Annotated in this window: 19 protein-coding genes; 9 read left to right on the top strand and 10 right to left on the bottom strand. The window is 55.8% G+C overall.

Annotated features, from left to right (window positions below):
- Window positions 1–156 precede the first annotated feature (156 nt).
- Window positions 157–1,026 (bottom strand): translation elongation factor Ts, encoded by an 870-nt coding sequence (gene tsf / locus AC5TBW_RS02370; protein WP_495510540.1) that lies wholly within the window; start codon window positions 1,024–1,026, stop codon window positions 157–159.
- Between the two features lie 258 nt (window positions 1,027–1,284).
- Complete coding sequence (gene rpsB / locus AC5TBW_RS02365; RefSeq protein ID WP_495510539.1) at window positions 1,285–2,034, bottom strand: 30S ribosomal protein S2; 750 nt, start codon at window positions 2,032–2,034, stop codon at window positions 1,285–1,287.
- Window positions 2,035–2,366: 332 nt separating this feature from the next.
- On the opposite strand from rpsB, the gene map reads away from it, so the two are divergent.
- From map to AC5TBW_RS02330, 7 genes are all read left to right on the top strand, one after another.
- Window positions 2,367–3,158, top strand: coding sequence for a type I methionyl aminopeptidase (gene map, locus AC5TBW_RS02360; protein WP_495510538.1), 792 nt, complete (start codon window positions 2,367–2,369; stop codon window positions 3,156–3,158).
- The gene (locus tag AC5TBW_RS02355; protein WP_495510537.1) at window positions 3,158–5,833 is read left to right on the top strand and encodes a [protein-PII] uridylyltransferase; all 2,676 of its coding nucleotides are present in this window, start codon (window positions 3,158–3,160) and stop codon (window positions 5,831–5,833) included. Before map ends, AC5TBW_RS02355 begins: the two co-directional genes overlap by 1 nt.
- Before the next feature lie 248 nt (window positions 5,834–6,081).
- Window positions 6,082–7,278: a succinyldiaminopimelate transaminase gene (gene dapC, locus AC5TBW_RS02350; RefSeq protein WP_495510536.1), complete on the top strand. Its 1,197-nt coding sequence runs from the start codon at window positions 6,082–6,084 to the stop codon at window positions 7,276–7,278.
- A 46-nt stretch (window positions 7,279–7,324) separates the two neighbouring features.
- Window positions 7,325–7,669: a Spx/MgsR family RNA polymerase-binding regulatory protein gene (locus tag AC5TBW_RS02345; RefSeq protein ID WP_495510535.1), complete on the top strand. Its 345-nt coding sequence runs from the start codon at window positions 7,325–7,327 to the stop codon at window positions 7,667–7,669.
- A 104-nt stretch (window positions 7,670–7,773) separates the two neighbouring features.
- A complete protein-coding gene (gene dapD, locus AC5TBW_RS02340; protein WP_495510534.1) occupies window positions 7,774–8,799 on the top strand; it encodes a 2,3,4,5-tetrahydropyridine-2,6-dicarboxylate N-succinyltransferase in 1,026 nt (341 codons plus the stop codon).
- A complete protein-coding gene (dapE, locus tag AC5TBW_RS02335; RefSeq protein ID WP_495510533.1) occupies window positions 8,786–9,958 on the top strand; it encodes a succinyl-diaminopimelate desuccinylase in 1,173 nt (390 codons plus the stop codon). The genes dapD and dapE overlap by 14 nt, the downstream gene beginning before the upstream one ends.
- The gene (locus AC5TBW_RS02330) at window positions 9,955–10,344 is read left to right on the top strand and encodes a hypothetical protein (RefSeq protein ID WP_495510532.1); all 390 of its coding nucleotides are present in this window, start codon (window positions 9,955–9,957) and stop codon (window positions 10,342–10,344) included. Before dapE ends, AC5TBW_RS02330 begins: the two co-directional genes overlap by 4 nt.
- Before the next feature lie 69 nt (window positions 10,345–10,413).
- Here the strand turns inward: AC5TBW_RS02330 and AC5TBW_RS02325 are convergent, their stop codons facing one another.
- A complete protein-coding gene (locus tag AC5TBW_RS02325; RefSeq protein WP_495510531.1) occupies window positions 10,414–10,959 on the bottom strand; it encodes a cold-shock protein in 546 nt (181 codons plus the stop codon).
- Window positions 10,960–11,071: 112 nt separating this feature from the next.
- On the opposite strand from AC5TBW_RS02325, the gene AC5TBW_RS02320 reads away from it, so the two are divergent.
- On the top strand, window positions 11,072–11,320 hold the full coding sequence (locus AC5TBW_RS02320) for a SlyX family protein (RefSeq protein ID WP_495510530.1): 249 nt from the start codon (window positions 11,072–11,074) through the stop codon (window positions 11,318–11,320).
- A gap of 25 nt (window positions 11,321–11,345) precedes the next feature.
- Here AC5TBW_RS02320 and ald read toward each other — a convergent pair whose 3' ends face one another.
- The 7 genes from ald to radC form a co-directional block, all read right to left on the bottom strand.
- The gene (ald, locus tag AC5TBW_RS02315; RefSeq protein WP_495510529.1) at window positions 11,346–12,461 is read right to left on the bottom strand and encodes an alanine dehydrogenase; all 1,116 of its coding nucleotides are present in this window, start codon (window positions 12,459–12,461) and stop codon (window positions 11,346–11,348) included.
- 175 nt (window positions 12,462–12,636) lie between these two features.
- Entirely contained in the window at window positions 12,637–13,071 is a 435-nt protein-coding gene (locus tag AC5TBW_RS02310; RefSeq protein WP_495510528.1) for an acyl-CoA thioesterase, read from the bottom strand.
- Window positions 13,072–13,095: 24 nt separating this feature from the next.
- Window positions 13,096–14,286, bottom strand: coding sequence for a class I SAM-dependent rRNA methyltransferase (locus tag AC5TBW_RS02305; RefSeq protein ID WP_495510527.1), 1,191 nt, complete (start codon window positions 14,284–14,286; stop codon window positions 13,096–13,098).
- Window positions 14,287–14,380: 94 nt separating this feature from the next.
- Window positions 14,381–15,223, bottom strand: coding sequence for a bifunctional DNA-formamidopyrimidine glycosylase/DNA-(apurinic or apyrimidinic site) lyase (mutM, locus tag AC5TBW_RS02300; protein ID WP_495510526.1), 843 nt, complete (start codon window positions 15,221–15,223; stop codon window positions 14,381–14,383).
- Window positions 15,224–15,379: 156 nt separating this feature from the next.
- Window positions 15,380–15,535: a 50S ribosomal protein L33 gene (gene rpmG, locus AC5TBW_RS02295; protein ID WP_007111734.1), complete on the bottom strand. Its 156-nt coding sequence runs from the start codon at window positions 15,533–15,535 to the stop codon at window positions 15,380–15,382.
- Window positions 15,536–15,588: 53 nt separating this feature from the next.
- Window positions 15,589–15,825: a 50S ribosomal protein L28 gene (rpmB, locus tag AC5TBW_RS02290; RefSeq protein ID WP_022520205.1), complete on the bottom strand. Its 237-nt coding sequence runs from the start codon at window positions 15,823–15,825 to the stop codon at window positions 15,589–15,591.
- A 258-nt stretch (window positions 15,826–16,083) separates the two neighbouring features.
- Window positions 16,084–16,758, bottom strand: a complete 675-nt coding sequence (gene radC, locus AC5TBW_RS02285) for a RadC family protein (RefSeq protein ID WP_495510525.1) — start codon at window positions 16,756–16,758, stop codon at window positions 16,084–16,086.
- 164 nt (window positions 16,759–16,922) lie between these two features.
- Here radC and coaBC point away from each other — a divergent pair, with 164 nt between their 5' ends.
- Complete coding sequence (gene coaBC, locus AC5TBW_RS02280) at window positions 16,923–18,236, top strand: bifunctional phosphopantothenoylcysteine decarboxylase/phosphopantothenate--cysteine ligase CoaBC (RefSeq protein ID WP_495510524.1); 1,314 nt, start codon at window positions 16,923–16,925, stop codon at window positions 18,234–18,236.
- Window positions 18,237–18,256: the final 20 nt, after the last annotated feature.

Raw genomic sequence — 18,256 nt, 5'->3', positions numbered from 1 at the left:
CTCCTGAGGCAGACCTGAACACAGGCAGGCGGGGCAGCCCCTATGCATAAACCGGTGAACAGAAGAGCCGGTTATACTAGCATTCATTACACAGGGGCCGGATACGCGAAGGCGTGCGCTCGCGCGCACGCCATCTTCTTTCTGAAACCTCTGACCTCAGCGACGGCCAGCCTGTTCCATAACTTCTTTAGCAAAGTCGACTTCTTCTTTCTCGATGCCTTCGCCCACTTCAAAGCGCGTAAAACCAACCACTTCGCCGCCAGCCGCTTTGACGAACTCAGCCACAGTCTGGTTCGGGTCTTTAACAAACGGCTGTTCGGTCAGGCTGTTTTCCGCGAGGTACTTTTTCAAGCGGCCTTGAACCATTTTCTCAGCGATCTGCTCCGGCTTACCGGCCATATCCGGCTGTGCCAGAATAATCGCTTTTTCCTGATCCAACTGCTCTTGGGGCATATCAGCAGGGTGCGCAACCGCAGGGTTGATCGCTGCTACGTGCATAGCAACGTCTTTCGCGACTTGCGAAGTGCCACCGGTCAGTACGGTTAGAACGCCAATACGACCACCATGGACGTATTCACCCACCAAGCCACCTTCAGCAGCATTAACAACAACGGCACGACGCACGCCGATGTTCTCACCGATTTTCTGAACCAACTGCTCACGAGCCGTTTCCAGCTCACCCGCCATTACGGCGGCGACATCTTCACTTTTAGCAGTGAAGAAAGCACCGGCGATTTTGTCAGCAAAGGCGATGAAGTTGTCATCACGAGCAACGAAGTCAGTCTCGGAGTTGATTTCAACCATGACGCCGTAGCTACCGTCTTCTGCTACACGCGTCACCACAACACCTTCTGCGGCAATACGGTCGGCTTTCTTCGCCGCTTTTAAACCTGAGCTTTTACGCAGGTTTTCAATCGCAACTTCGATATCACCGTCGGTTTCGGTGAGTGCTTTTTTACACTCCATCATGCCGAGACCAGTACGTTCGCGAAGTTCCTTGACCTGAGAGGCGCTGATAGCTGCCATAAGAATTCACCTCTAAAATGGTTCTATGAGAGTTAGACGCAACACAGAGTATAGGCATGATAAATGACCATCATGTATCACACTGCCCTATGCCTCTCTGTATTGCGGGGCCGGTATCACGCTGCCGGCAAATTCGTCCCGTCTAGCGCTTCTTTTGTAGTTAGAAACCTACAGTAAGAAACCCGTAGCGGGAAAAAGGGGGCATAGCCCCCTTTATCACGGTGCGGCACAGATTACTTACCGCACCCACTGCTGTACTTACTCAGCGGCAGTGTTGTCTTCAGCTGCAGCGGCCTCTTCGGTCACTTCAACGAACTCTTGAGCGTTACTTTCTTTGGCACGACCACACGCATCCGCAATTGCTTTAACGTAGATCTGGATAGCGCGGATAGAGTCATCGTTGCCTGGGATTACATAATCAACGCCATCGGGGTTGGAGTTAGTATCCACCACGCCGATAACCGGGATGCCCAGTTTGTTGGCTTCGTTGATCGCAATACGCTCATGGTCAACGTCGATCACGAACAGCGCGTCCGGTAGGCCGCCCATGTTCTTGATACCGCCGATAGAGCGCTCAAGCTTTTCCTGCTCGCGAGTTGCTACCAAAACTTCTTTCTTGGTCAGCTTCTCAAAGGTGCCATCTTCGCGCATAGCTTCAAGATCACGCAGACGCTTAATCGACTGACGGATGGTCTTGAAGTTAGTCAACATGCCGCCCAACCAGCGATGGTTGACGAAGTGCTGACCCGCACGATTGGCTTCTTCTTTAATTACCTTGCTAGCGCTGCGCTTGGTGCCAACAAACAAAATTTTGTTGTTGGATGCCGCCATCTTCTCGACCACATCGATCGCTTCGTTCAGCGCCGGAAGGGTGTGCTCAAGGTTGATGATGTGAATCTTGTTGCGCGCGCCGAAGATAAATTTGCTCATCTTCGGATTCCAGTACTTGGTCTGGTGGCCGAAGTGAGCGCCTGCTTTCAGCAGGTCACGCATATTAACGTGAGACATGGTAGAACTCCTAAAACTCGGGTTAGGCCTCCACGCACCCCATGGATCCGACCGTTGACCGCGTTAAACGCTGCCAGCGGCACCCGGGACCATGTGCCGGTGCATGTGTGTTTTTAAGGCTTGATAGTAAGCAACGCGCCCGTTAACGAGCACCCTGCGGATTCATCGCCCTGCCCTACTGCCGTCTTTCCCAGCCAAGAAGCTCGGAATCACGATTGCAGGAAAGCGCGCGGCTTTATACCATAGATCATTGCCAAGATGAAGTCGCACCCCGTTTGACGGTCTTAAATTGCGCCATTCAATTATCCATTCAGAACCCATATCGAGCATTCATGAACGTTCCTATCAAGACGCCTTCTGAAATCGAACACATGCGCGAAGCCGGGCGCCAAGCGGCTAGCGTCATCGAAATGATCACTCCTCATGTGCAGGCGGGGATCAGCACGGGTGAAATTGACCGGCTCTGCCACGACTATATTGTTAATGAGCTGGGCTCGATCCCGGCTCCACTGAACTACCATGGCTTTCCCAAAGCGACCTGCACCTCACTCAACCATGTGGTGTGCCATGGCATCCCCGACGATGAAAAGAAGCTTAAAAAAGGCGATATCATGAATTTGGATATCACCGTTAAGACGGCTGAGGGCTACCACGGCGACTCCAGTGTCATGTTCATCGTAGGTGAGACGATTCAGGGCGAACGCCTATGCCGCATCACCCAGGAGTGCCTGTATAAAAGCATCGAACTGGTGAAGCCTGGCGTGCGTCTATCTGAACTCGCCCGGGTGATCCAAAAGCACGCCGAAGAGCACGGTTACTCCGTCGTTCGCGACTTCTGCGGCCATGGCATTGGCGCTGACTTTCACGAGGAACCTCAGTTCCTACACTACGATGGCTACGCGCCGGATGCCGACATTAAACTCGAAGCAGGTATGTGCTTTACCATCGAGCCGATGATTAACGTCGGCGGTTATAAAACCAAGGTGCTGCGCGATGGCTGGACTGCCGTCACCAAAGACCGTTCGCTTTCCGCCCAGTGGGAACATACGCTGCTGGTCACCGAGACCGGCGTTGAAGTGCTGACAGCGCGCAGCGATGAAGACTTCAGTTTTTTGTCCAACTGATGCTCCTTCACCACTACCGGTTTGAGCCGGACACCTCGCTTTTTGACCTGAAACTGTTCCGCTCCGAGCTTGCTGGCTCGCGCTCACCGGTGGCCCCCTTTAAAGCCGCCCTGCGCGAGTTGCAGGCGCGCCTGGACGATCAGTTTCGCGCCGGCGCAGATATTCGCGACCTCGTTCGTGGTCGCGCCTGGTATCTAGATCAGCTATTGGCCATTGCCTGGGCGCAGCACCAATGGCCCGATGACGGCATCGCGCTGGTGGCGGTGGGTGGGTACGGGCGTGGAGAGTTACATCCTCACTCGGATATCGATCTGCTGCTGCTATTGGAGCAGGATGACGATACTGCCTATCGTGAGCCACTGACCGCCTTTATCACTTTTTTATGGGATATTGGCTTAGAAATTGGCCACAGCGTGCGCTCACTCAACGACTGCGAACGGGAAGCTGAAGCAGACGTCACAGTGATCACCAATCTGCTCGAATCTCGCCTGATTGCAGGGCCGGAGACGCTGCGCGAAGCGATGCGCGAGCGCCTCAGCGCCGAGCACATCTGGCCTGCTGACCGCTTCTTTGAAGCCAAGTGGCAGGAGCAGATCACCCGCCACTACCGTTATAACAACTCCGAGTATCACCTGGAGCCGAATCTTAAGAGCTCCCCCGGCGGTCTGCGCGACATCCAGATGATTGGCTGGGTCGCCAAGCGCCACTTCGGCACCGAACAGTACACCGATATCGTCGCCAACGGCTTTATGAACGACGCTGAACTGCGCATTTTAAGCCAGGGGCAGGCGTTTTTATGGCAGGTACGCTATGCCCTGCATATGCTCACCGACCGTGCCGAAGACCGACTGCTGTTTGATCATCAGCGCACCATTGCCGAAATGTTTGGCTTTCGCGATACGCCCGAACGTCTGGCGGTCGAACAGTTTATGAAGCGCTACTACCGGCATGTCACGGCGCTGGCAGGTCTCAACGATATGCTGCTGCAGCATTTCGATGAGGTAATTCTGCGCGGCAAAGAGGCGCTGGCCACCGTTAAATTGAACGATCGCTTTGAAACGAAGGGCGGCTATATTCAAGTGCGCTCACGCAACCTGTTCCGCGAGCGACCGGCTGCGATGCTGGAGCTGTTTCTGTTGATGGCCAAGCACCCCGAAATTGAAGGGGTACGCGCCGACACCATCCGACTGATTCGTGACCACCGCCATCAGATCGACGATCATTACCGGGAAGACCCACGCCACCAGCGGTTGTTCATGGCCATTCTGCGCGCCCCTGGCAACGTACCCCGCCAGCTGCGGCGCATGAACCGTTACGGCATACTGGGCAAGTACTTGCCCGAGTTTGGCCGCGCCGTAGGACTGATGCAGCACGACCTGTTTCACATCTATACCGTCGATGCCCACACCCTGCGACTGCTTAAGTTTCTACACGGGTTCCGCAAACCGGAGGCCAAAGGCGACTTCCCAGTGGCGGCAGCGCTGATGCAGCAGCTACCCAAGCTGGATCTCCTGTGGATGGCGGGGCTGTTTCACGACATTGGCAAAGGACGCGGCGGCGACCACTCGGAAATCGGCGCCCGGGACGTTGAACAGTTTTGCCACCGTCACCATGTTTCGGCGCACGATACCAACTTGGTCAGTTGGCTGGTTGAGCACCATCTATTAATGTCGATGACCGCGCAAAAGCGCGATATCAGCGACCCCGATGTGATTCGCGATTTCGCCTTGATCGTGCGCAATGAAACCCGCCTGGACTATCTTTACGTGCTCACCGTTGCCGATATCAATGCAACTAATCCAACCCTATGGAACGGCTGGCGGGCATCGCTGCTGCGCCAGCTACATGCCGAGACCAAACGTGCCCTGCGCCGCGGCTTGAATAATCCGCCCGACCGTGACGACTGGGTGCGCGAAACGCGCACGGAAGCTCGCTCACTACTGCAAACCATTGGTGTTAACCGGGCACAAATCGACCAGCTTTGGGAATCGCTAGGGGAGGATTACTTTCTGCAGTACGCGCCCAGCGAAATCGTTTGGCAAACTCAAGGCATTCTCAATCACAACCAGTCGCCGCTGCCGTTGGTGCTGATCAGCGCGCCGACGGCTGATATGTCCGAAGGTGGAACCAAGGTATTTATCCATACCCGCTCGGTGGATGACCTGTTCGCTGCAACAGCGGCCGCCATGGAGCAGCTGGGCCTTTCGATCCACGATGCCCGCATCGCCACCTCCCACAATGACTGGACGCTCAACACCTTTATTGTGCTCGACAGCCATGGCCAGCCCATACGTGACCCAGGCCACATTGAAGAGATGCGCCAGCACCTAGTGGAAGAGCTTGATGACCCGGACGACTATCCGGATATCGTTACCCGGCATACGCCGCGTCAGCTCAAGCACTTCAAGGTACCCACGGAAGTGCTGATTGAGCAGGATCCGGCCAATGAGCGCACCATGCTGGAACTAACGGCCCCCGACCGCCCCGGCCTGCTGGCTCGGGTCGGGCGTATCTTCATGGAGCAGGATATCTCGCTTTCAGCAGCAAAGATTGCCACCCTCGGCGAGCGGGTAGAGGACGTCTTTTTCATCACCACCAAAGCAGGCGAACCGCTGACCGACCCCGAGCGTCAACAGCAACTGCGTGAGCGTCTGATTGAGGTATTAGGGGTTTAAGCCGCAATTAGAAACAACTGCGATTAAGAGTACAGGTAACTAGGTGTCGAGGGCAGGTTGGAGCGAGGGTCTTTCGACATGGATGTCGAAAGTAGCGCCCACGGATGGGTTCACAGCGCCCTCGCGGAAACCTGCCGTCGGCATCGGTAAGCCAGCTCACGAACTATGATCGCCCTGTTAGGTTTGAGCCTGCACCGGGGCTTGCCTATAATCGACGGTTTACGCCGCCAGCCATCAACGGACATATCATGAACGCCGACCTCGACGCCCTGCATCCTTACCCGTTTGAAAAGCTGGCTGCGCTAAAGGCGGAGCTCACACCACCCACTGAGCTCGCCCACATTCCGCTGACCATCGGCGAGCCCCAGCACGCGCCCTACCCCGCGGCGCTTGCGGCATTAGTAGCGCACCAACTGGAAATCGCCCGCTATCCGGCAACCAATGGACTGCCAGCGCTTCGTGAAGTCATCGCTAACTGGGCAACGCAGCGCTTTCAGCTACGCGACCTCGACAGCGAACAACATGTCGTTCCGGTTAATGGTACTCGGGAGGCGATTTTCGCCTTTGTACAGGCAGCCCTGGATCGTACCCGGCCAGCGAAAGTCGCGGTACCCAATCCGTTTTATCAGATCTATGAAGGCGCAACGCTGCTGGCAGGCGGCGAACCGCTCTATATGGACTGTACCGCTGAAAACGATTTCCGACCTGACTTCAACGCTGTGCCTGCTGCTATTTGGCGCGATGTGCAGATGGTGTTTATCTGTTCACCGGGCAACCCCACCGGAGCCGTCACCCCTCTTGAGGAGTTCAAACAACTCATTGCACTAGCCGATGAGCACGACTTTATCATCGCCTCAGATGAGTGCTATTCGGAGCTCTACCTCGATGAAATAGCACCTCCGCCGGGGCTGTTGCAAGCCTGCGCCGAGCTGGGTCGTGACGATTATCGCCGCTGCGTCGTCTTCCACTCTCTCTCCAAGCGCTCCAACTTACCAGGCCTGCGTTCCGGCTTTGTGGCAGGCGATGCGGCACTGCTTACCCCGTTTAAGCGCTATCGCACCTATCACGGCTGTGCCATGTCACTGCCTCTGCAACATGCGTCGATTGCCGCCTGGCAAGATGAGACACACGTGCGCGCCAATCGCGACGCCTACCGCGATAAATTTAGCGCCGTCATCGACGTGCTGGCTCCCGTAATGGATTTCCCAGCACCTCAAGCCAGTTTTTATTTGTGGCCTGCAGTGCCAGGAGGAGACGATATTGCCTTCACCCAACGCCTGTTTGCCGAGCAGCACGTTAGCGTACTGCCTGGTAGCTTAATGGGACGAATGGGGGGGAACGGTGTCAACCCCGGCGCAGGGCGCTTACGCTTAGCACTGGTGGCTGAATTAGCGCTCACGCTAGAAGCAGCGCAGCGTATTCGTCATCTCATAGAGCGCGGTTAACCACGATGACTCACCGCTGCCTTATTCAATGTTCTATGGAGGCCGTATGCTAACGCTCTATATAATCGACACCTGTGATACGTGCCGCAAAGCACGCAAAGCGCTGGATGAGAAAGGCTTGCTCTACAAAACCCACGACCTGCGCAAGGATGGGCTGTCAGCCGCGTTACTGGAACACATTCTGCAACGCGTGCCGCTTGTGGAAGCCATCAACAAGCGCAGCAAGACCTGGCGTGAACTCTCTGACGCTGACAAGGATTACGACGCCAACTCGGCGCGCCAACTCCTGCTCAAACACCCTACGCTGCTCAAGCGGCCACTCTTGGAAGTGAGCGACCAAACCATGATGGTTGGTTACCGCGACGGGGATTACGACCAGCTGAGCGGATAATCGCTGACACGGGCGCTTTCACTTTTTCAGCGCTGTGCTGCTATCGCTATTGACCACTTCGACCTTTCTACCTCGATTTTTCTATCACTACAGGACAACCACTTATGTTGAGCTTTGCGCTTGGAATTGGCACCCAGAACACTCAGGGCGACTGGCTGGAAATCTACTATCCAGCACCGCTGCTCAACCCGGACGCGAGCTTGGTGGAAGCTGCCCAGCAAGCCCTGGACGCTCCCCAGGGCAACGCCGCAATAAGTTTTTTACCGGAAGACTGCACTCGCTTAGCCAAAGCGTTGGAAGCCGCCGGGCACTCCGCCCAGGCAGAGCTTGCTGAAGCGCTTTCCGCCAGCCAGCGCCCGCTGGTTGCGATGTTTCTGGACACCGACCAGCCACCGCAAACCGCTCCCGAGGTCTACCTCAAACTTCATCTGCTTTCCCACCGTCTGGTGAAGCCCCACGGGCTGGATCTGACGGGCATGTTTGGCTTGCTGCGCAACATTGCCTGGACCAACGAAGGCGCAATCGATATTGAAGAGTTGCCAACGCGCCGGCTCAAGGCGCGTATGGCGGGGCGTGCGCTCTCCGTGGACTGTGTCGACAAATTCCCCAAAATGACCGATTACGTGGTGCCCGCCGGCATCCGCATTGGTGATACCGCGCGGGTGCGTCTAGGTGCTTACCTGGGCGAAGGCACTACCGTCATGCACGAAGGCTTTGTCAACTTCAACGCGGGCACGGAAGGCCCTGGCATGATCGAAGGCCGCATTTCGGCGGGCGTGATGGTCGGTAAAGGCTCCGACTTGGGCGGTGGTTGTTCGACCATGGGCACCCTCTCAGGTGGCGGTAATATCGTGATCAAGGTCGGCGAAGGCTGCCTGATCGGTGCCAATGCGGGCATCGGCATTCCCCTGGGAGACCGCTGTACGGTGGAAGCTGGCCTTTACATTACTGCTGGCTCCAAAGTAACGTTGCTGGATGATCAAGGCCAGGAAGTAAAGACCATCGCTGCCCGCGAGTTAGCGGGTCAAAACGATCAGCTTTGGCGCCGCAACTCGCAGAATGGTCGCATTGAGTGCCTGACCAATAAAAGCGCCATCGCCCTGAACGAGGCGCTGCATGCCCACAACTGAGCCTGAAGCGCTGTCGCCAACGCTGCAGCTCGCCTTTGATCTAATCAGCCGGGCCTCGGTAACGCCGGACGACGAAGGCTGCCAGGAACTCATGATCGAGCGCTTAACAGCGCTCGGGTTTCATATTGAGCGGCTACCGTTTGGCGATGTGAAGAATTTCTGGGCGGTGCGCGGCCATCACGGCCCTGTGGTGGCTTTCGCCGGCCACACCGACGTGGTGCCCAGCGGCCCCTATATCAACTGGCAACAGCCGCCTTTCGAGCCCTGCATTGATGACGAGGGCATGCTCTGCGGGCGCGGCGCCGCCGACATGAAAGGTAGCCTGGCATCTATGCTGACGGCGGTTGAACGCTTTGTGACCCGCCACCCAGACCATGATGGCCGCATCGCTTTTTTAATCACCTCTGATGAAGAGGGCCCGGCAGTCGACGGCACACGGGCGGTGATTGAGCACCTGCGCGAGCGCAACGAGCGCCTGGATTACTGCATTGTCGGCGAGCCATCCTCGACCAAGCGCCTGGGCGATGTGATCAAAAACGGTCGCCGCGGTTCGCTGGGCGCCACGCTACATATCAAAGGCGTGCAGGGCCACGTGGCCTATCCGCATTTAGCCCGCAACCCTATTCATCAAGCGATGCCAGCACTCGAAGCGCTGATCAACGAACACTGGGACGCGGGCAACGACTTTTTCCCCGCCACCAGCTTTCAGATATCTAATCTGCGCGCTGGAACGGGTGCCACCAACGTCATTCCTGGTGATGTGGAAGTGGTGTTTAACTTCCGCTTCTCTACTGAGGTGACCTTTGAGGAACTCAAGACTCGCACAGAGACTATTCTCACCCAGCATGGCTTAGAGTTTCAGGTAGACTGGATGTTGAACGGTGAGCCGTTTTTAACCGCTGAAGGGGAGCTTGTAGACGCGGCCATTAAAGGCGTTGAAGCGGTAACCGGTGAGCGCCCAGCGCTCTCCACCAGTGGCGGCACATCGGATGGCCGCTTTATTGCCACTTTGGGTGCCCAGGTGGTCGAGCTAGGCCCTCTCAACGACACCATCCACAAGGTTAATGAGCGCGTTCGCGCCAGCGACCTGGACGATTTAAGCCGGATTTATGAAGCGACGCTACAGGTGCTGCTCACTCCCGGCGAGGTAAACGTATGATGGAGCGTTATCCCGATATAGAGATCTACCTGGCCAGTGTCTCGCTTGAGGCACTCAATGAGTGGCTAAAAAACACCCTAATCGCGCCCCCGCTTAGCCCCGCAGGTAAGGGGCAATGGAAAACCCGTGGCCAATACCAAGGCGACTGCGTGCCGGTATTACTGGTCGATAAAGCCGCCGATGGCTTTGCCAGCCTCTGGTTTGATAGCAACCACACGCCTTGGATAACAGACCAGGATTGTGCCCAGCAAGCAGCGGAAGCCCTTCAGACGGAAGTGCGCTGCTCCCTTGGTGGCTGGCACCCCGGCGATGACCCTGATCGCTTCTGGCAGGTGTTTCCCGGCGGTAAGGAAGGCGCAATAGAGTGGCCTGATTCTGGCCGCTAGCGAGGACTTCTAAACGCAAACGACCCCGCCAAGGCGGGGTCGTTTGCTATCAACCGTCACTACGTCAGTTTACTCAATAATGCTCACATCATCGGCTTGCAAACCACGCTCATTTTTAATCACGTGATAACGCACAATTTGGCCTTCTGCAAGCATCCGCGGGCCACGACCCCGGATAGCGCGAAAGTGTACAAACACATCTTCGCCATTATCGCGGGTTATAAAACCGTAACCTTTGTTGGTGTTGAACCACTTTACTTCACCCTCTTCACGGCCATCATTGGGGTCGATGATGTCTTCTTCCTCATCATCATCCATAGGAGCCGCGGCTTGAGGCTGACGCGATGCAGGCTTAGGACGCGCCACTACATCAGATGCCACTACTACTGAGGGCGCAAAAGCAGCAGATGCTAATGTGCCAATACAGAGAACAATAAAACTACCTATGGCAACAGCAATATAGACGCCGCTTACGCCACTGATTGCCAACTCGGCCATCCACAGCTCCGCGAGGGCACTATCGGTTAAATGAACAATCCCCGCCAACAAAAGTGGCGTGGGGGCGGCAAGTAATACACTGATTAAGAAACAGCGAAACACAACTTTTGGGTTCATAGAAAAAAAAAGCTCTCTTGTTGTATGGGTAACAGACGAAGGACAATACCCGCACTATCAGGCCCATTCCCAATAGCACTGGCATACTACTACATAAGGTTGCAATGTTATCATGACCCACGAATTATCGCCTGCTGAGCTGACCCAACTTCTTGAATCTTTAGAGAGCCGCTTAGCTCATCAGGAGCACTGGCTGGACACACTGGACCAAGCGGTGGTTCAGCAGGAGCGACGCCTGGAAAAACTTGAGCAACTGAGTGGGCTGATGCGCGAACGGCTGCGCGAGCAGCATCAAGCACTCCAGGCAAGCGAGCCCCAGGACGGTCAGCGCCCTGAGGATGAATTACCGCCTCACTATTAAGCGTCTATTTAGCCGCTGCGACGGCTTACTTAATGACACTCGCAGGGTCGATACTTTCCAGATTAAACGCCTCGGCGACTGCTCGGTAAGTGACTTGCCCAGCATGCACGTTCAGCCCCGGCAGGAAATGTGGATCATCCCGCAGCGCCTGCTGCCAACCTTTATCCGCTAAGGCGAGTACAAATGGCAACGTGGCATTGGTCAGCCCCTGAGTGGACGTACGTGCGACCGCGCCGGGCATATTGGCCACGCAATAGTGCACCACCCCATCGACTATATAGGTCGGCTCGGCATGGGTGGTGGGCTTACTGGTTTCAAAACAGCCGCCCTGATCAATCGCCACATCGACCAGCACGCTGCCAGGCTTCATATCGGCCAGCATACTGCGCGTGATTAATTTTGGCGCTGCAGCACCAGGCACCAGCACCGCACCAATAATCATATCCGACTCGCGGGTGGCCATTTCAAGCGCGTCTGCCGTGGAGTACACCGTTTTGATGCGGCCCTGATAACGGTCATCGAGTACTTCAAGTCGCGCTAACGACTTATCCAGAATGGTGACCTCAGCACCTAACCCTAGCGCCATGCGCGCAGCGTTTTCGCCTACCACGCCACCCCCAATCACGGTTACTTTACCCGGCGCCACACCGGGCACACCGGGCAACAGCACGCCTGCACCGCCTTGGGCCTTCTCCAAGCTATGAGCCCCCGCTTGTACCGCCATCCGCCCCGCGACGGTGCTCATGGGCGCCAGCAGCGGCAGGCCACCGCGGGCATCGGTAATGGTTTCATAGGCGATACAGGTGGCACCGCTCTCCATCAGACCGCGGGTAAGGGGCTCTTCGGCGGCAAGGTGTAGATAGGTGAACAGCGTATGCTGTGGGGTGAGTCGCGCCACTTCGTCCGGCTGCGGTTCTTTGACCTTGAGGATCAGCTCGGCGTGACGCCACAAAGTATCCACATCCGCTTCTATTTGTGCACCAGCGGCTTGGAAATCAGCATCGCTAAAGCCTGCACCTTCTCCAGCACCGGCCTGAACGCTCACCTGATGGCCGCGCCCGGCTAACTCCCGTGCGCCGGTAGGGGTTAAGGCCACGCGATACTCGTGATTTTTAATCTCTTTGGGGACGGCGATTTTCATTGATTTTTTCCTGTGCTTTTAGAAGGTCAGCAGTCTTGTTAAGCAAATTACAGCACAGCTAACGTTGATCACCACCCCAGGAACACAAAACAAAAAAAACGCCGGTTAAGGCGTTTTTTAGGAGAAAAATCTAGCGATTGCCGGTTCTACACGAAAAAATCCACTTCGTTCTACGTCACTCCACAATAACTGCGCCGCCGTAGATACGCCGATACTCCTCGGGCAGGCGTTTGGGTCGACCCGAAGTAAGCGCCACACAGGCAAAGCGCGTACGGGCGTAAAGCAGTGTTTTCGCATCGTTGACACGCACCAGCTGAAAACGCCTCGTTAGACTAAAGCGATCGTCGCAATCGACAATCCAGGTCGCCAACTGTAGCTCATCGCCTGCAAAAGCAGGCGCCAGGTAATCCAGCTCATGGCGGTGAACCACCATCGCACGATCGAGCTCTCGATAACGCTCAAGCGAGAGGCCGAGCGCGACCGAGTGCGCCCAGCTACTCTGCTCAACCCAGCGCAGGTACTCGCTGTTGTTAACATGCTGATAAGCGTCGATCGCCTCATCAGCGACGTGGATATCGATCACAAAAGGATCGGGCAACACCCACTCCATCGGCTCACTCCTGGCTCCCTTCAACTAGTCGCGGAACACGCGCACACCCAGTGCCTTCAAGTAAGACGTTTCAGGGATAGCCGGATGCACCGGGTGATCGGGCCCTTGGTGGCCTTGGAAAATTACCTGACCGTGACGATCCTGGTGGCGAACCGCTCCACGCACAACATCCATTAGCCGCTCGGGCGCCAGGTGCATTGAGCATGAGGCTGACAGTAGCAGGCCATCACGACCCAACAGACGCATGGCTTCGCGGTTCAAGCGGGCATAGGCACGCTCGCCGTTAGGGATGTCCTTACGCTTTTTGATGAACGCAGGCGGATCAAGAATGACTACGTCGAACTCTTCGCCCTCTGCCTTCAATGCCGCTAACGCTTCAAACGCATCCCCCTCGCTAACAGCCACCTTATCCTGAACGCCATTGAGCTCGGCATTTCGTGCAACTTGCTCTAGCGCTGGGCCTGAAGAGTCAAGGCACATCACCTCTTTCGCGCCATGAACGGCTGCCTGAACGCCCCAGCCACCCACGTAGCTGAATACGTCCAGCACCCGCTTACCGGTCACCTGGCGATTGAGCCATTCGCGATTGACGCGGTGATCGAAGAACCAGCCCGTTTTCTGTCCATTGAGGACCGGCACAACGAAACGCGCACCGTTCTCTTCCAACACCACTTCGTCAGGCAGCGTGCCTTTGATGACTTCAACGTGGGCTTCAAGACCTTCCTGACGACGACCACCGGTGTCGTTACGGAAAACGATGACTTCAGGCTTGATGACTTTTTCAAGCGCATCAACAATCTCATCCGCCAACGCCTGCATGCCTGCTGTATTGAGCTGCACGACGAGGACATCACCAAAGCGATCGATCACCAAGCCAGGCAGCAGGTCGCCTTCGCCGTGAATCAAACGGTAATACGGCTGCTCATAAAGGCGCTGACGTAGCGCAAGTGCTTGATTAAAGCGGTGAACAAACAGCGAGCGATCCAAGCGCATCTCGGGGTCGCGAGACATCACACGAGCTGCAATTAGCGAATGGGGATTAACGTAAGCCACCGCCATGACTTTTCCATTGGAGGCTTCTACTAAAGCGGGTTCGCCTGCCGCAAAGTTTTTCAGCGGCGTCTCTTTGATATCCACCTCATTGGAGTAGATCCAGAGATGGCCCGCTTTCAGGCGGCGGTCAGCATTCTTATTCAGGCGCAGGCGTTGGGTCACAGCAATCTCCAAAAACTTAGGCAAGGCAAAAATTCGATACGGCAAAACTAAAGTAAAACATTAGCATTTATAGGCAGGCATCAGCATGTCACCATTAGCGCTGGCAGCCGGGGCAAAAAACGCTGGCTCGCTGACCTAGCGTAATGCGCCGAAGCTCCGTACCACAGCGCAAGCAGGGCTGGCCGTGACGGCCGTAAACATTTAGACGCTGAGCAAAGTAGCCGGGCTCACCCTGCCCGCTGACGAAATCCCGCAGCGTGGTACCCCCCTGGGTAATCGCCGCTGCCAACACCTCTTTCACAGCCAGGGCGAGGGCATCATAGCGGGCGCGGGAAACTCTTCCCGCCGCACGGCGCGGATCAATACCCGCCACAAACAGCGCCTCCGCAGCATAAATATTGCCCGCCCCCACCACCACCTGGTTATCCATTAGAAATGGTTTTACCGCCACGCGTTTGTTGCGCGAAAGCGTATAAAGCCATTTCCCGTTAAACGCATCAGACAGTGGCTCCGGGCCCAGGTGCGCAAGTCGCTTATCCTGGGTTTCGTCATCGGACTGCCAGTCGACAAAGCCAAACCGGCGGGGGTCGTGATAGCGCAACACATAGCCGTTGGCGGTAACCACATCGACATGGTCATGCTTTTTAGGCAAATCCCCCACCTGGGCAATACGCAGGCTACCCGACATACCCAGGTGCCATAACAGCGTGGCTCCCCTGTCACCTTCAAGCGCGCTAACAGACTGAACAGGAATCTGCAGATATTTTGCCCGCCGCTTCAATACGCCAATGCGCGCGCCCACCAACCGTTCGGCCAAGTCATCCGGCACGGGTACACGCAGCCGCGGCTGACGCACCAAGACTTCGGTGACTTCCTGACCTTCAATATAAGGAGCAATCCCGCGCCGGGTCGTTTCAACTTCAGGAAGTTCGGGCATAGTTAGACATCGTACCTGCCTGTAGTGACAGCCTAATGAAGGTGGTTAGCGAAGCATGCGATATGCGAAAGACATGCATGCAAAAACCCGGCTTGGGGCCGGGTTTTTGAACAGGCGCTCGCCTGTGGAGAAAGCCGATCATGATCGCTAAAGCGATTACTTGATCTTGGCTTCCTTATAGATAACGTGCTTACGGACGACCGGGTCGAATTTCTTGAATTCGAACTTATCCGGGGTATTCCGCTTGTTCTTATCAGTGGTGTAGAAGTGACCTGTACCGGCACTAGACACCAACTTGATTTTATCGCGCATGGTTTAACTCTCCCAAAATACCTGGCCCAAAGGGCTTGGTCTCAAAAGCTGGCTTAGATAGCGTCGCCACGCTTACGAATAGCAACCAAAACTGTGTCGATACCTTTCTTGTCGATGATGCGCATTCCTTTAGTGGAAACGCGCAGCTTGACGAAGCGGTTTTCAGACTCAACCCAAAAACGGTGAGTGTGCAGGTTTGGCAAGAAACGACGACGTGTCTTACGCTGGGAGTGTGAAACGTTATTTCCAGTTACCGGACGCTTGCCGGTAACCTGACATACTTTGGACATTAGAGCCTCCAACTGCTTGGCCAGGATATAGTAACCTGAGTGTTCAAAACTGTCGGGCAAACCGGAGCAGGGAAGGTGTCGACGCCGTTAACCGCCAAGCTTTATCCAAATCCGTTATTCAACCCAAGTTTAAAGGTGGCACTTTATACCAGAGCACCCGACTAGCAGCAAGCAAAACCCACAAAAAAGGCTGAAAAAGCACTTTTTTGCTCATTCGACTTAGTCAACGATGCATAGAGTACTACATATTGATTCTGCTTATAGCCAGCCACGCTCGGCAAAAGAGACCACTTCTCCATCTCCCACCACGAAATGATCCAGCACGCGCACATCAAAAAGTGCTAGCGCATCTTTGAGGCGTTCCGTGATACGTCGATCAGCATCGCTTGGCTCTGCCACACCAGAAGGGTGGTTATGCGCCAGGATAACGGCGCCAGCGCTAAGTTCTAATGCGCGCTTGGCAACTTCGCGGGGATAAACAGATGCGCTGTCTAGGGTACCGCGAAATAGTGATTCATAGCGAATAATTCGGTGCTGTGTATCCAAAAAAAGCACCGCAAACTCTTCGTGGCCTAAATGGCGTAGCTGCGAACTCAGGTAATGGCGCACAAGGCCGGGTGATGTCAGCGCATTGCCACGCGCCAGTTGGCTAGCCAAATGACGACGCGATAACTCAAGTGTGGCCTGAAGCTGGGCGTATTTGGCGCTGCCTAAACCACGGGCAGAACAGAAGCTTGCTTGATCAGCCTCGAGCAGTGGACGCAGACCACCGAAACTGCTGAGTAAATCACGCGCCAGATCGACCGCTGAACGCCCCTGCACGCCGACGCGTAGAAAGATCGCTAATAACTCTGCGTCTGAAAGCGCCTGAGCGCCCGAATTTAATAACTTTTCCCTGGGCCGCTCACCCTCTGGCCAGTGATTGATTCCCATCGCACCTTCCCGTGTTACCCACCCTTGGTAATTAGCGCTATTCACCGTAACGCTAGACTCAACCTCAGTAAACCTAGCTTAACCTTGTTTACCCTCAATATGCCAAATTGGTGATGCCAGTGGTATGGTAAGCCTCCTCACGAACGCTGATGTGGATCACTGACATGGCTTCTGTTATCGACGCAACAATCGTACCTACAAACGCGGTCACCAATGTCTCGAAACTCGCTGGCAAGCGGGTGCTACTCGGCGTTAGCGCGGGCATAGCGGCTTATAAAAGCGCGTTGATTGTTCGCCTGCTTAAGCAAGCGGGCTGCGAGGTGCGCGTGGTGATGACCCATGGGGCTCAGGCCTTTATTACCCCGCTCACACTTCAGGCGCTCTCCGGTGAGCCCGTGCGCACGTCCTTGCTCGACCCCGAAGCCGAAGCGGGCATGGGCCACATTGAGCTTGCCCGCTGGGCGGATGTAATCCTGATCGCCCCCGCCACCGCCGACTTAATCGCTCGATTAGTGCATGGCATGGCTGATGACTTGCTCACCACGCTCTGCCTAGCCTCAGAAGCACCTAAACTGATTGCCCCAGCAATGAACCAGGCAATGTGGCGTCACGCTGCCACTCAGCGCAATGTAGAGCAACTTCAGCAAGATGGTTGGCAGCAGATAGGACCCAACGCGGGTGATCAAGCCTGTGGCGATGTAGGGCCTGGCCGCATGAGTGAGCCTGACGATATCTTCAACGCCGTATCGGCCCTGTTTACAGCACATACTGCCGCTTATTCCGACGCTGCGGGTAACACACCTCATGTGGTCATCACTGCCGGACCTACTCGGGAGCCACTGGACCCGGTGCGCTATATTTCCAATCACAGTTCGGGGAAAATGGGCTTTGCACTAGCGGCCGCGGCAGTGGCGCAAGGCGCCAAGGTGACGCTCATCAGCGGGCCGGTTAACCTACCCACTCCCCCAGGCGTCACGCGGATTGACGTTGAATCCGCCGAGCAGATGCATGCAGAGACTCAGCGGCTAGCGCCTCTGGCAGCGCTGTTTATTGGCTGCGCGGCGGTTGCTGATTATCGTGCGGCAGCCCCTGCAGAGCACAAACTTAAAAAGCAGCACGATAGCGATACGCTCACCCTGACGTTAGTCAAAAATCCTGACATTATCGCCAGCGTCGCGGCACTTCCCGCTGAGCGGCGACCGCTTATCGTCGGCTTTGCCGCCGAAACTCAAGAGATTGAGCGCTACGCCCGAGATAAATTACAGCGTAAAGGGCTGGATATGATCGTGGCTAATGATGTTTCCCAGACAGGCCTGGGATTTGGCAGCGACCAGAATGCTGCCTGGCTGCTATGGCGCACCGCAGAAGGCGTCGAGAGTCGCGCAGAAGCGCCTCAGCCGAAGACCCAACTGGCCACGACCATTCTCAGCCAAGCATTCGAGCTGCTAACGACGAAAGCAGCTCAAAAAAGCACCTGACATCACTTCTGGAGAGCCCC

The sequence above is a fragment of the Vreelandella sp. ssv genome, from assembly GCF_059448525.1.
Note: the sequence above shows the minus strand (reverse complement) of the source record. Positions and strands in the feature narration are given on the sequence as shown.

Bases quoted from the DNA above. Each gene is read 5' to 3' on its own strand.
- tsf (WP_495510540.1), bottom strand. From the start codon at position 1,026: ATGGCAGCTATCAGCGCCTCTCAGGTCAAGGAACTTCGCGAACGTACT.
- rpsB (WP_495510539.1), bottom strand. From the start codon at position 2,034: ATGTCTCACGTTAATATGCGTGACCTGCTGAAAGCAGGCGCTCACTTC.
- map (WP_495510538.1), top strand. From the start codon at position 2,367: ATGAACGTTCCTATCAAGACGCCTTCTGAAATCGAACACATGCGCGAA.
- AC5TBW_RS02355 (WP_495510537.1), top strand. From the start codon at position 3,158: ATGCTCCTTCACCACTACCGGTTTGAGCCGGACACCTCGCTTTTTGAC.
- dapC (WP_495510536.1), top strand. From the start codon at position 6,082: ATGAACGCCGACCTCGACGCCCTGCATCCTTACCCGTTTGAAAAGCTG.
- AC5TBW_RS02345 (WP_495510535.1), top strand. From the start codon at position 7,325: ATGCTAACGCTCTATATAATCGACACCTGTGATACGTGCCGCAAAGCA.
- dapD (WP_495510534.1), top strand. From the start codon at position 7,774: ATGTTGAGCTTTGCGCTTGGAATTGGCACCCAGAACACTCAGGGCGAC.
- dapE (WP_495510533.1), top strand. From the start codon at position 8,786: ATGCCCACAACTGAGCCTGAAGCGCTGTCGCCAACGCTGCAGCTCGCC.
- AC5TBW_RS02330 (WP_495510532.1), top strand. From the start codon at position 9,955: ATGATGGAGCGTTATCCCGATATAGAGATCTACCTGGCCAGTGTCTCG.
- AC5TBW_RS02325 (WP_495510531.1), bottom strand. From the start codon at position 10,959: ATGAACCCAAAAGTTGTGTTTCGCTGTTTCTTAATCAGTGTATTACTT.
- AC5TBW_RS02320 (WP_495510530.1), top strand. From the start codon at position 11,072: ATGACCCACGAATTATCGCCTGCTGAGCTGACCCAACTTCTTGAATCT.
- ald (WP_495510529.1), bottom strand. From the start codon at position 12,461: ATGAAAATCGCCGTCCCCAAAGAGATTAAAAATCACGAGTATCGCGTG.
- AC5TBW_RS02310 (WP_495510528.1), bottom strand. From the start codon at position 13,071: ATGGAGTGGGTGTTGCCCGATCCTTTTGTGATCGATATCCACGTCGCT.
- mutM (WP_495510526.1), bottom strand. From the start codon at position 15,223: ATGCCCGAACTTCCTGAAGTTGAAACGACCCGGCGCGGGATTGCTCCT.
- rpmG (WP_007111734.1), bottom strand. From the start codon at position 15,535: ATGCGCGATAAAATCAAGTTGGTGTCTAGTGCCGGTACAGGTCACTTC.
- rpmB (WP_022520205.1), bottom strand. From the start codon at position 15,825: ATGTCCAAAGTATGTCAGGTTACCGGCAAGCGTCCGGTAACTGGAAAT.
- radC (WP_495510525.1), bottom strand. From the start codon at position 16,758: ATGGGAATCAATCACTGGCCAGAGGGTGAGCGGCCCAGGGAAAAGTTA.
- coaBC (WP_495510524.1), top strand. From the start codon at position 16,923: ATGGCTTCTGTTATCGACGCAACAATCGTACCTACAAACGCGGTCACC.